This window comes from Agrobacterium sp. 20P9.1.2 (assembly GCF_057799395.1).
Map to the genome: position 1 here is coordinate 40509 of NZ_JBYOKI010000008.1, position 12354 is coordinate 52862.

Annotated in this window: 14 protein-coding genes; 9 read left to right on the top strand and 5 right to left on the bottom strand. The window is 56.9% G+C overall.

The features are described from left to right. Positions 1 to 286: 286 nt before the first annotated feature. The 7 genes from AC27VJ_RS19820 to AC27VJ_RS19850 all read left to right on the top strand — a co-directional run bounded on the left by AC27VJ_RS19820 (position 287) and on the right by AC27VJ_RS19850 (position 7291). Positions 287 to 2677, top strand: coding sequence for an EAL domain-containing protein (locus AC27VJ_RS19820; RefSeq protein ID WP_488685442.1), 2391 nt, complete (start codon positions 287 to 289; stop codon positions 2675 to 2677). Positions 2678 to 2700: 23 nt separating this feature from the next. Then, a complete protein-coding gene (locus AC27VJ_RS19825) occupies positions 2701 to 3417 on the top strand; it encodes a substrate-binding periplasmic protein (RefSeq protein ID WP_488685443.1) in 717 nt (238 codons plus the stop codon). 89 nt (positions 3418 to 3506) lie between these two features. Next, complete coding sequence (gene pth / locus AC27VJ_RS19830) at positions 3507 to 4223, top strand: aminoacyl-tRNA hydrolase (RefSeq protein ID WP_488685444.1); 717 nt, start codon at positions 3507 to 3509, stop codon at positions 4221 to 4223. A gap of 119 nt (positions 4224 to 4342) precedes the next feature. Next, positions 4343 to 4969, top strand: coding sequence for an exopolysaccharide biosynthesis protein (locus AC27VJ_RS19835; protein WP_488685445.1), 627 nt, complete (start codon positions 4343 to 4345; stop codon positions 4967 to 4969). 113 nt (positions 4970 to 5082) lie between these two features. Further along, positions 5083 to 6186 (top strand): redox-regulated ATPase YchF, encoded by a 1104-nt coding sequence (gene ychF, locus AC27VJ_RS19840; RefSeq protein ID WP_488685446.1) that lies wholly within the window; start codon positions 5083 to 5085, stop codon positions 6184 to 6186. A 182-nt stretch (positions 6187 to 6368) separates the two neighbouring features. Continuing rightward, a complete protein-coding gene (locus AC27VJ_RS19845) occupies positions 6369 to 6827 on the top strand; it encodes a MaoC family dehydratase (protein WP_488685447.1) in 459 nt (152 codons plus the stop codon). Continuing rightward, entirely contained in the window at positions 6824 to 7291 is a 468-nt protein-coding gene (locus AC27VJ_RS19850) for a MaoC family dehydratase (RefSeq protein WP_488685448.1), read from the top strand. Before AC27VJ_RS19845 ends, AC27VJ_RS19850 begins: the two co-directional genes overlap by 4 nt. Before the next feature lie 8 nt (positions 7292 to 7299). On the opposite strand, the gene AC27VJ_RS19855 is transcribed toward AC27VJ_RS19850, so the two are convergent. Both AC27VJ_RS19855 and AC27VJ_RS19860 read right to left on the bottom strand, forming a co-directional pair. Further along, positions 7300 to 8019, bottom strand: coding sequence for a membrane-anchored protein (locus AC27VJ_RS19855; RefSeq protein ID WP_488685450.1), 720 nt, complete (start codon positions 8017 to 8019; stop codon positions 7300 to 7302). Positions 8020 to 8058: 39 nt separating this feature from the next. After that, complete coding sequence (locus tag AC27VJ_RS19860; RefSeq protein WP_077106284.1) at positions 8059 to 8601, bottom strand: adenine phosphoribosyltransferase; 543 nt, start codon at positions 8599 to 8601, stop codon at positions 8059 to 8061. A 170-nt stretch (positions 8602 to 8771) separates the two neighbouring features. Between AC27VJ_RS19860 and AC27VJ_RS19865 the strand changes: the two genes are divergently transcribed. Both AC27VJ_RS19865 and AC27VJ_RS19870 read left to right on the top strand, forming a co-directional pair. Further along, positions 8772 to 9125: a hypothetical protein gene (locus AC27VJ_RS19865; RefSeq protein WP_488685451.1), complete on the top strand. Its 354-nt coding sequence runs from the start codon at positions 8772 to 8774 to the stop codon at positions 9123 to 9125. Then, positions 9115 to 9447, top strand: coding sequence for a type II toxin-antitoxin system PemK/MazF family toxin (locus AC27VJ_RS19870; protein WP_353577335.1), 333 nt, complete (start codon positions 9115 to 9117; stop codon positions 9445 to 9447). Before AC27VJ_RS19865 ends, AC27VJ_RS19870 begins: the two co-directional genes overlap by 11 nt. Positions 9448 to 9492: 45 nt before the next feature. On the opposite strand, the gene AC27VJ_RS19875 is transcribed toward AC27VJ_RS19870, so the two are convergent. From AC27VJ_RS19875 to petA, 3 genes are read right to left on the bottom strand one after another with little or no spacing between them, the layout of a single operon-like run. Beyond that, complete coding sequence (locus AC27VJ_RS19875) at positions 9493 to 10380, bottom strand: cytochrome c1 (protein ID WP_488685452.1); 888 nt, start codon at positions 10378 to 10380, stop codon at positions 9493 to 9495. A 22-nt stretch (positions 10381 to 10402) separates the two neighbouring features. Further along, entirely contained in the window at positions 10403 to 11686 is a 1284-nt protein-coding gene (locus tag AC27VJ_RS19880) for a cytochrome b N-terminal domain-containing protein (protein ID WP_113088522.1), read from the bottom strand. Between the two features lie 13 nt (positions 11687 to 11699). Further along, positions 11700 to 12278 (bottom strand): ubiquinol-cytochrome c reductase iron-sulfur subunit, encoded by a 579-nt coding sequence (petA, locus tag AC27VJ_RS19885; RefSeq protein ID WP_113088521.1) that lies wholly within the window; start codon positions 12276 to 12278, stop codon positions 11700 to 11702. Between the last annotated feature and the right edge of the window lie 76 nt (positions 12279 to 12354).

Below are 12354 nucleotides of genomic sequence, written 5' to 3' on the forward strand. Positions count from 1 at the left end.
TTATTCAATGCCTCGCATCGCAAGATGCGGGGCATTTTTTTATGCCTTATTACAATGTTGAGAAATTGTATTGTTCGCCAATGAAATTCTTCAGCAACGATTAAGCATTTCCGGAAACGTTCAATCAAAACTTTAGGTTTATAAATCACACATTAGCACGTTCGGGGTTACGCATGATCCCACCGAAAATCTAAATCTCGTAAGTATTTGAGAACGAGACTTTTTATCGCGCAGACTGAGATTGCGCGGCAAGGGTTTGAAGGGCAAGGGGCGGTAGTAAAGGCATATGACCCATTCCGTAGAAAGTCGCTTCGTTGCGATCGTTTCCGGCGCACTTTTCGCGTTGGTCGCACCGCTCTTCACCATTCTCCTGATGCTCTCCCACCATGAATCCGTTGCCAACCAGCGAGACCGCCTTGAAATTCTGCTCGTCGCCAACTCGCAGGCGCTCGGTCGCCCGCTTTGGGATCTGGACGACGAGAGCATCAACCAGATCACCGGCACGCTGGTTGCAGACCCCGCCGTCTATATGGTCAAGGTGCGCGATACGTTCGGCCATCTGGATGTGACTCAGACGGCAGGTGCTAGTGCCTCCGACGACACGTCATCCATCACCCGTGACATCACCTACAAGAACCTCGATGGCGAGACGAAGGTTGGCACCATTACAGTGTTCTTCCAGAATGTCGGCCTCTTCACCTCGCTCAGCAATCTCGAACTGGCCTTCATTTCGATTTTCGTTCTGGCTATTCTGACCATCTTCGCCGCCGCCATCATCGGCAATCGCCTGATGATCATGAAGCCTCTGCTGCGGCTGACTGCGGCCATCGAGGCGACACGACGGCTGGGCTCTCGCCACCATGTAGACTGGCGCTCGAAAGACGAGATGGGCCGTCTGGCGCAGAGCTTCAACGAGATGCAAATCCAGCTGGATAACGAAGAGCAGGAAATCAAGAAAGCGCATCAACGCACCACGGAAATCTATAACCGCACGCCAGCCATGCTCTTCTCGCTCGATCCGACAGACCGTATCGCCGCCGTCAGCGATTACTGGGTAGAAGCCACGGGTTATCAGCGCGCCGAAGTTCTGGGGCTCGGTTTCGCCGATCTCATTTATGCTGAGGACCGCGCCCGCTTCGTGCTGCGCAGACACAATGAATCCACCACGCATGGCATGGCCGGAAGCTCGGAACTGACAATCCGTTTTCAATGCGGTGATGGCCGTCTGATGGACGTTCTGATTGCGGAAAAGGCCTTGAGCGTCGGTGATGGCCAGCGCCGCTCCGAAGGTCTGAGCGTCATGACCGATGTGACGGAGCTTCGCCGCTCCGAACAGCTCAACCGTCTGCAAGCCATCTCCGACCATCTGACCGGCCTGTTCAATCGCCAGGGTTTCGAAGCCATTCTGGACGAGAAAATTCTGGAAGCAGACGACAACCGCACGGAACTGGCATGCCTTTTCATCGATCTGGACCGCTTCAAGATCATCAACGACAATCTCGGTCACGCCGCCGGTGACGCCGTTCTCAAGGCCTTCGTCGAGCGGTTGGAGACTTTGCTGTCGCCGCAGGACAGCGCATCGCGCCTTGGCGGTGATGAATTCGCAGTATTGCTCACCGGCCCGATGACACAACAGCGGGCAACCCGCATTTGCGACGAAATTTGCGCGATCTTCGATACACCGTTCAACGCTTTCGGCCACAGCGTACGCCTCAGCGCAAGTATCGGTCTGGCGCTCTACCCGACCCACGCCAAGACGGCTGCCGAACTTCTGCAAAACTCCGATATGGCGATGTATAGCAGGAAGCGCGCTGGCAAGAACGGCGCGCAGATGTTCGACCCCGCCATCATGAACGAGGCGCGCGAGCGTGCGGAGATCGAACAGGATATCGAGCAGGCTCTGGATGGAAACTGGCTGGAAGCCCATTTCCAGCCGATCAAGAAATTGGCCAGCGGCGAGACGGTTGGTTTCGAGGCCCTGATGCGCCTCAACCACCCGCGCAAAGGCATTCTCCCGCCCGCCGCCATTATCGCGGTTGCGGAAGAAAACGGCACGATTGGCCGCATCGGCAACACTATTCTGGAACGTTCTGTCCAGAATCTGGCCACCCTCTCCAAGCTGCCGGGACTGGAAAACGCCTATGTCGCGGTGAATTTCTCCGCCATGCAGTTCGAACCTGGCCTGCCGACCCGGATTGCCGGGCTCCTATACCGCCACGACATCGTGCCCAGCCGACTGGTGATCGAGATAACCGAGGCCGTGCTGATGCACGACGACCCGCAAATTCGCGCCGTCCTCGACGCCATCCGGCATCTGGGTTGCCGCATTGCACTGGATGATTTCGGCACCGGCTATTCGTCGCTCAGCTATCTCAACCGTTTCCCGGTCGATATCGTCAAGATCGACCAGTCCTTTACGCGCTCGATCGGTGATAACATCACGGAAATCAGCCAGAGAAGCCGCATGCTGGTGGAGGGGATCAGCGCGATCTCTCACAAGATGAACTGCGTGGTGATTGCCGAAGGCATTGAGTCCCGCGAGCAGGAATCCATGCTCAAAGAGATCGGCGTCGATTGCGGCCAGGGCTATCTCTTCGCCAGACCGCAGCCGATCAGCGCCTACATCGCCGCTTTCGAGCAGCAGAACAGTCAGATCGTTGCGAAGGTTGGGACATAACTGCATCGGGGAGGATGAAGTCAATGTGGCGAAACATTTTGACATGGATGGTCTTTTCCATCGCTCTACCGGCCTCCGCCGAACATCTGACCATTTCTACCGAGGAATACCCGCCCTATAATTCCCGTGGCGCCGATGGGCAGCCGACTGGCGTCTATATGGACCAGCTAAAAATCATATTCGAACGCACGGGCGTGGACTACGACGCCACCATCCTGCCTTGGGCGCGCGCCATAGCATTGGCGGAAACCGAGCCGATGCATTGCGTCGTTGCCGCCGCCCGCACACCGCAGCGTGAAAATCTCTTCAAATGGGTCTCGCCCGTCCACACCGACCGCAACATCCTCGTTGCGCTGAAGGAGCGGCATCTGGACATCAAAAACATTGATGATGCCAAAGCCTATACGATTGGAACGCAGCGAAACGACTATACGGAAGCGCTTTTGAAGTCGAAGGGATTTCCGCGCGTTGATCTGAGCGCCGATTTCGACAAGACGCTTTCAAAACTGGCGGCTGGACGCATAGACATGATGCCGATGTCGGAAAGCGTTTTGAAAAACCTGGTGCCGGGTCAATTCGTGGAAGTGATGGTTCTGGCGTGGCAGAACCTCGGCATGGCCTGCAATCTTTCCGTTCCCGACAGCCTGATCGGGAAGATGCAAGCTGCACTGGACGACTTGATCAAGGATGGTACCCAGCGGCGCATCTATGAAAAATACGGCCTCGTCATCCACCAATAGCTGCCTTGCCGGTGACAAAAACGTTGACACCCGCCGGTTTTTTCGGTGGTGAAGGACAATTGTCAAATCGAACCCAAGCGGACACGTCCATGATCATCATTGCAGGCCTTGGCAATCCCGGCACGCAATATGCCGCTAACCGGCACAATATCGGCTTCATGGCGGTGGATGCCCTGCAACGCCTGCCCTCCTTTTCGCCGTGGTCGAAAAAGTTTAAGGCCGAGATTTCCGAGGGCGAGATCGCGGGCGAAAAGGTGCTTCTGATGAAGCCTTTGACCTTCATGAACCTGTCCGGCGAATCCGTCGGTGAGGCCATGCGCTTCTACCAGGTGAAAACCAGCGATGTCATCGCCATTCACGATGAACTCGATCTCGCGCCCGGCCGCGCCCGCATCAAGATAGGCGGCGGCCATGGCGGACATAACGGCCTCAAATCCATCGACGCCCATTGCGGCAAGGACTATCGCCGCCTGCGGCTCGGCATTGGTCACCCCGGCGACAAGGAACGTGTACACGGCCATGTGCTGGGCGATTTCGCCAAGTCCGACAAGGTCTGGCTGGAGCCGCTGCTCGATGCCATCGCTGACAATGCCGACATGCTGGTCAAAGGCGAAGACTCGCAGCTGATGAACAAGCTGGCGCTAGCCGTTGGCGTGAAAAGCGAAATAGAAAAAGAGGCAAAGCCCGCCAAACCGGCAGCGAAGTCGCACATCCACCAAGCCCGCAATTCCGCTCAGCCCAAAAAGTTGCCGGAAACCGGCCCGATGGCGGAAATGCTGAAACGCATGTTCGGCAAGAAGGACTGACAATTCCGCCAGCAGTCTCGATGCGGCTTGAAACTTTGCGCCGCATCCCCATTTCACGCTGATGAAAACATCCGACGCCCCTTCCCGATCCGCATCCGAGCAGCAGAAAACCCTTGCACATGGATGAAACCGCGCAGCATCACACCATGGCAGCGGCGCTGAAGCGGCTGGCCGAAGACTTGCCTGAAAAGGTGACGCTGGCGGGCCTGCTGGAAAAGCTGGGCGATAAGGCGATTGCCTTCGTTCTGTTGGTGTTTGCCATCCCCGCAATCATTCCCACGCCCGGCATTCCTGCAGGCATGATCTTTGGAACGGCACTGGCCATTTTGTCGCTCCAGATCATGTTTGGTTCCCGGAAGCTGATGCTACCGGGTTTTCTCGGTCGCCTATCCGTCTCTCGTTCACTGATCGAAATTACGGCTGAGAAGGCTGCGCCGCGGCTGGCGAAGCTGGAGGGCTTGTTGCGGCCACGCGGCCATGTTCTGGCGGAACATCTCGGCCCCATCAGCATTGGCATCGTTATTTTCCTGATGGCGGTTTTGATCGCGCTGCCTATTCCCTTCGGCAACATGCTTCCGGGCCTCGCCGTTCTGGCCATCGCGCTTGGGCTGGCTCAGAAGGATGATATGGCAGTGCTGACCGGGCTTGGACTTGCCGTACTCTCCGTTCTCACCAGCGGCGCCATCATCTATGGCGGCTGGGCGCTAATCTCCGGCTGGTTCGGCTGGGACCAACCGGCCATATGAGCCATGTCTTTTGCGGGAATCCTTGTCGTTTCCGGCAACAAGGCTTGACCTTGCCCTGCCCATTCCGCAAAAGGCTGGCAACGGAATTTTTGAGATAGAGACAGGTTCGAGCCATGGGCTTCAAATGCGGTATCGTCGGTCTGCCCAATGTCGGCAAGTCCACACTTTTCAACGCGCTGACGAAAACGGCAGCGGCGCAGGCGGCAAACTATCCCTTCTGCACCATTGAGCCCAACACCGGCGAAGTGGCCGTGCCCGACCCGCGCATGAAAGGGCTGGCCGATATTGCCGGTTCCAAGGAAATCATCCCCACCCGCATCTCCTTCGTGGATATCGCCGGTCTGGTACGCGGAGCCTCCAAGGGTGAAGGTCTGGGCAACAAGTTCCTCGCCAACATTCGCGAAGTCGATGCCGTCGTGCACGTCCTTCGCTGCTTTGAAGATGATGACATCACCCATGTCGAAGGTCGCATCAACCCGGTCGGCGATGCCGATACGATTGAAACGGAACTGATGCTGGCCGACCTCGAAAGCCTTGAGCGTCGCGTTGAGCAGACCCGCAAGCGCGCCTCGTCCAAGGACAAGGATTCGCTGGCGCAGCTTCCCGTCATGGAAGCGGTGATCAAGCTGCTGAACGAGGGCAAGCCTGCCCGCCTGCTGCTGAAGACGCTGGCTGCTGACGAGATCGAAGTGCTGAAGGGCCTCAACCTTCTGACCTCGCATCCGGTTCTTTACGTCTGCAACGTGGCGGAAGCCGACGCTGTCGATGGCAATGAGCACACCAAGGCCGTTGCCGAAATGGCAAAGACGCAGGGCGCGGAATGCGTCATCATCTCCGCCGCCATCGAATCCGAAGTCGCGCAGCTTCCTGAGGAAGAATCCAAGGAATTCCTGTCGGCTCTCGGTCTTGAAGAAGCCGGTCTCGACCGCCTGATCCGCGCCGGTTACCACCTGCTCGACCTCATCACCTACTTCACCGTTGGCCCTAAGGAAACGCGCGCATGGACCATCGTGCGCGGCACAAAGGCTCCGGGCGCTGCCGGCGTGATCCACACGGATTTTGAACGCGGCTTCATCCGCGCCTTCACCATCGCCTATGACGACTACGTCACCTTCAAGGGTGAAGTCGGCGCCAAGGAAGCGGGCAAGGGCCGTGACGAAGGCAAGGAATATGTCGTGCATGACGGCGACGTCATTCACTTCCGCTTCAACACCTGAAGCGTTTCCTCTTTGGATGGGAATGCTCTAAGCCAGCCCAGCGACAAAACCGGCCCGCACCTTGTCGCGGGCCTTTTGTTTTCATCACGATTTTTGCGCGGGTCATCAATAATTTTACCTTTACGTAAAAGGCAAAGTTACGGTAGGTTTTGCTTATAAAACTGCGGAGGAGGAGTTCGCCGGTGACATATGCTTTTGAGGATTTCACGCCCGGGCGTCAGTTCCCGCTGGGGCCGAAACTGGTGACGGCGGAAGAAATCATCGGATTTGCCTCCGAATTCGACCCCCAGCCGATGCATCTTTCCGAAGAAGCAGGCAAGGCCAGCATTCTCGGCGGCCTCGCCGCCTCCGGCTGGCACACATGCGGCATGCTGATGCGTATGACGGTGGACAGCTATATCAGTGGCTCGCCCTCTCAGGCGGGGCTGGGTGTGGATGTCGTGGAGTGGAAGAAGCCGGTTCTCGCCGGCGATACACTAAGCGGCACAACGACGGTTATCGAGCAGCGCGTATCGAAAACGCGGCCCGGCATGGGCGTGGTCAAGCTGCGCCATGAATTGCAAAACCAGCGCGGCGACCTCGTCTGCGTGGTCGAGCTAAACGCCATGCTGGCCACCGCAACGGCAGGAGCGAGCGCATGAAGTTCATCGAGCTTTATCCAAGTAACGTCCGGCTCGAACTCGGCACCGTGCATTTTTCCGCAGAATCCATCATTCGCTACGCGGAAAAATTCGATCCGCAACCCTTTCATCTGGATGCGGAAGCGGCGAAGAACTCGGTCTTCGAAGGCCTCTGCGCCTCCGGCTGGCAAACCAGCGCCTCATGGATGAAGTGTTTTCTGAGCTATTGGACCACCGAGGCAAAACGCCTGATATCCGAAGGCATAGAGCCACCCAAACTCGGCCCCTCGCCCGGTATCCGCAATCTCAAATGGCTGCGCCCGGTCTATGCCGGCGACGACGTCACCTATTTCACCACGCTGACCGCATCCCGACCGCTGGCCTCACGCCCTGGCATGCTGATGAACACCACGCTCAACGAAGGCGTCAATCAACACGGCGAGATGGTGGTGCGATTTGAGAGCAATGTGCTGGAGTTTGAGTAACGGGCAGATCAACTGCCCGCAATCTCTGGCTTCCACAAAGGCAACCCGGTAGCGTCTGCCACTGCGGCATCCGCCGTATAGACGGGTAGCCCCGCCTGCTGCATGTGTTTCAGCGCCTCCAGATCGGGGCCGCTATGTTTGCGGTGCAGGTTTTCGGCATTATAGATATGTCCGGTCGAGGCTGGGTTGATACCAGCGATGACGACGCGCTTCGCTCCGCTTTGCAGCGCAAGCATGACCGCGATGACACCGTTTGAATATTTCGATTCCGGGCTGACCTCGAAATTCAACTTGCCGGTCATGGCGCGGACGAGTGCGACACGGCTGAAGCGATCGACGATCGACAATCTATCATAGCCGTAATTGATACGGGTCAGCCCCGCTTTCAGCCGCGCAAGATCGTGCCGCCAAAGCAGCAGATAAAGGCTGCCGGTGCTCTCGCCATTCAGCACGCGGCGCACTTCCTGTGCGTTCTTGTACTTCCCCTCGATCTGGTGAAACATCATCAGCGTGATGTCGGGCTTTTCAACGCCCCAACCCTTCGCAACGATCTGCGAGGCATTCACGGATATGACGAGGTAGCTTTCATCAAAATCAAAGGGCTTGGACGAGACAGGGGCTGAGCCAACGACCACGACATTGCGGCCGTTGATGGTGTCATCGCTCCAGGCTCTTGGACGCAACCAGGCATATTTCAAAAATCGAAACAGCCATGTTTTGAATTCCATGAGCTTTTGCAATGAAAAGACCCCTGCCAGATGCAACAATCAGTGCCCGGAAAACTCGACCAGCGTGCGCACTTCCACACCCAGATCCTCCAGCTTCTTGCGCCCGCCCAAATCCGGGAGATCGATGACGAAGCAGGCTGAGACGATGTCTGCCCCCATCTGGCGCAGCAGTTTCACCGCACCTTCCGCGGTTCCACCGGTTGCGATCAAATCATCCACCAGAATGACCTTCTCGCCTGGCTGCACGGCGTCCACATGCATTTCCATCTCATCGACACCGTATTCCAGGCTGTAAGCCACGCGCACAGTGGTGTGCGGCAGCTTGCCCTTCTTGCGGATTGGCACGAAACCGGCGGAAAGCTGGTGCGCGACAGCGCCGCCTAGAATAAAGCCACGCGCTTCCATGCCAGCAATCTTGTCGATTTTCGTACCAGCATAGGGCTGCACCAACTCATCCACCGCCCGGCGAAAGGCACGCGGATTGCCCAGCAGCGTGGTGATATCACGAAAGATAATCCCCGGCTTCGGATAGTCGGGAATGGAACGAATGGCGGCAGCAAGCTCCGAAGCGATAACGGTCATGGAATTTCCGATTTAGAAAGTGACAGAATAATTTCGCCGCACACTATCAACTTGGCTCGTCCGGACAAACAGAAAAGACCATTTAAAGAGAACGAAAACGCCCGCGGCCTCCATGATTGACACCCCCCCTACACCCCCTGTAGAATTTGGCTGCCTGCAGGAGAAGAACGATGGCATTTCAGGTTCAGATCACAGATGTCGCTATCTGGTTCAAGCACATAGACGGCGACAAGCTTCGAGACCGCCTTCGTGGGCTGAGCGACAACGAGCATATCAATCTCGAAGCCGATGGCGTCGTCGGTGGGTGGGTGCGGATGAAAACGGGTCGTGATGGTCGTCCTACCGAAGCAATTCGCCCGGAAGGGCAGATGAAGACGGTATGGAGCAACTGGTACCGAAAGCGCAAAGGAGAACGTATTCCGCTGCGTGAGGTCAAGCTTGAAGACGATTACCTCGTCAACATTTCCAGCCTTTTCCCAGAGTGGGAGAGCAAGGAAGACGAGGAAGCATTTCGTGATCTGTGAGCGCTATACGACGATTGTCGTGCCCTTTCCCTTCGCCGATGTTCCCGTCATCAAGCGTCGCCCGACGGTGGTGATATCAGGTCAAAATTTTAACAGAGAGAACGCTTCCACCCTTGTGGCCATGATTACGACGGCGAAAGCATCATCGTGGCCGAGTGACGTTGTTCTTGGCGATCTCGATGCAGCAGGCTTGCCCCAGACATGCCTCGTGAGATGGCGCTTCGCAACCATTCCCAATGAACTCATTCTGAGGAGGCTGGGAACACTCGGCTCACTCGATCAAATGGCCTGTGAGCGCGAACTGGCGAAAATTCTTCTATAAAGCAAAAAGGCGGCCTTTCGGCCGCCTTTAGTTTCGTCTCAAAGTTCAGTGTTCTTTTCTGGAATATACGGACTTCTTCGTCAGATAGATCAGTGCCGTGAAGATCAAAAGAAACACGATGACCATGAAGCCAGTGCGCTTGCGTTCTTCCATGTGCGGTTCTGCCGCCCACATGAGGAAGGCCGCGATGTCATGGGAATATTGCTCCACGGTCTGTGGCGCACCGTCATCATAGGTCACCTGATCGGCGCTGATGGGCGGGGCCATTTTGAGGGCGGAGGCGCTGGCGAAGTATGGGTTGAAGTGTGTACCTTCGGCAACTTCAACGCCCTCGGGTGCGTCCTGATAACCGTTGAGCAGCGCGTGGATGTAATCCGGCCCGCCTTCCTGATATCCACCGACGATCGGGATCATGTCGACGAGGAATGTCGGGAAGCCGCGTTCGACGCCACGGGCTTTCGCCAGCAGCGACATATCAGGTGGTGCCGCACCGCCGTTGGAGGCAGCCGCTGCTTCATGGTTCGGGTAGGGCGATGGGAAATGGTCTGAGGGCACAGCCTTGCGGGTGTACATCTCGCCATCCGCATTCGGACCATCCTGCACTTCATATTCGGCAGCGAAGGCTTTGACCTGATCTTCCGAGTAACCCAGATCTTCCAGCGTACGGAACGATACGAGGCTCATCGAGTGGCAGGCGGAACAGACTTCCTTGTAGACTTTCAATCCACGCTGAAGCTGGCCCTTGTCGTATTTTCCGAAGGGCCCTGCAAAGGACCATTTTTCTTCATGCGGCTTGAGGATGGGGAAGTGCCCGCCCGCAATTGCATGTTCGGTCAGTTCCTTGAGGTCATGCCCCTCTTCTGCGGCGAAACCCGCAGAAGAAAAACCACTCATGGCAGCGATAAGCGCGATGCTCGTTACAAGCTTTTTCATTGTAAGCGTCCTTCTCTCGCACTTATATCTTGACGGCAGCCGCGGGGGCGGCAGCGGTCTTGCCGTTCTTTTCCAGAACGGCCTCGGTGATCGAATTCGGAATACGCCTTGGCGTTTCAAACAGGCCGAGAAGTGGCATGATGATAATGAAAAAGCCGAAGTAGTAGATCGTGCCGAACAGAGCCATCTGCGTGTAGAGGTCCGAAGGCTGACGCGAACCCAGCCAGCCGAGCATGATGCAGTCGACCACGAAGATCCAGAAGAACAGCTTGTACCAGGGACGATAGACAGCCGAGCGAACCTTGGATGTGTCCAGCCATGGCAGGAAGAACAGCACAACAATGGCACCGAACATCACCAGAACGCCGCCCAGCTTGGAGTCGATTGGGCCGATGTTGAAGGTGATGGCACGCAGCATGGCGTAGAATGGCAGGAAGTACCATTCCGGCACGATATGCGCCGGTGTCTTCAGCGGGTCCGCCATGATGTAGTTGTCTGGGTGGCCGAGGAAGTTCGGCATGTAGAAGACGAACCAGGCATAGCCGAGCAGGAAGACGGAAACGCCGAGCGCATCCTTCAACGTTGCGTAAGGCGTAAACGGAACCGTGTCCGTCTTCGTCTTGACTTCAACCCCGGTCGGGTTGGTCTGGCCTGTTACGTGCAGCGCCCAGATGTGCAGAATAACGACCCCTGCGATCATGAAGGGCAGAAGGTAATGCAGCGCAAAGAAGCGGTTCAGCGTTGGCTGATCAACGGCAAAGCCACCGAGCAGGAACTGCTGGATCCACTCACCCACGCCCGGAAAGGCGGTGAAGAAGCCGGTAATAACCGTCGCACCCCAGAAGGACATCTGACCCCAGGGCAAAACGTAACCCATGAAACCGGTAGCCATCATCAGAAGGAAGATGACGCAGCCGAGAATCCAGAGGATTTCACGCGGTGCCTTGTAGGAGCCGTAATAGAGACCACGGGCAATGTGCAGGTAGACGGCGATGAAGAAGAAGGACGCACCGTTGGCATGCATGTAGCGCAGCAGCCAGCCGTGGTTCACATCGCGCATGATCTTTTCAACGGAGTTGAAGGCAACCGTCGTTTCAGCGGCATAATGCATGGCCAGCACGACGCCGGTCAGGATCTGCACGATCAGCATGACGGCGAGCATGGCGCCGAAGGTGTAGGCATAGTTCAGGTTGCGCGGCACCGGATAGGCTATGAAACTGTCATAGACCATGCGCGGCAGCGGCAGGCGGGAGTCGACCCATCTTTCGATACCGGTCGAGGGCTGGTAACTGGAATGACCACTCATTTCAAATGTCCCCTTATCCGATCTTGATCACGGTATCGGATGTGAATGCGAAGGTCGGAATATGCAGGTTTTCCGGCGCCGGGCCTTTGCGAATGCGGCCCGCCGTATCGTAGTGCGAGCCATGGCAGGGACAGAACCACCCGCCGAAATCGCCGGCTTGACCCAGCGGAACACAACCAAGATGCGTGCAGGAACCGATCATGACGATCCAGTTTTCCTTGCCCTGCCCTGCGGAACGATCAACATCGGTCGCCTGTGCGGCGGCATCGAGGTTGGCGTTGCGCGCGACGGGATCTTTCAGATCGGTCAGCGCAACAGCGTTGGCTTCGTCGATCTCTTTTTGCGTGCGGTTACGAATGAAGATCGGCTTGCCGCGCCATTTGACAGTCAGGGACATGCCCGGCTCGACGCTGGCGACATTCACTTCAATGGATGCAAGCGCCAGGGTGGACGCATCGGGACGCATCTGGTCGATGAAGGGCCAGGCCACGGCAGCAGCGCCGACAGCACCCGCCATACCAGTCACAAGATAAAGAAAATCGCGACGGGTCGGTTCACCCGAGGCGTCATGGTCATTTACGTGCTCGCTCACCGCTACACCATCCTCTGCGCTAATTTTGTTGAAAGTCGCATGAGTCCTCCAGCTATGTTTTGATCCAGGACAAACT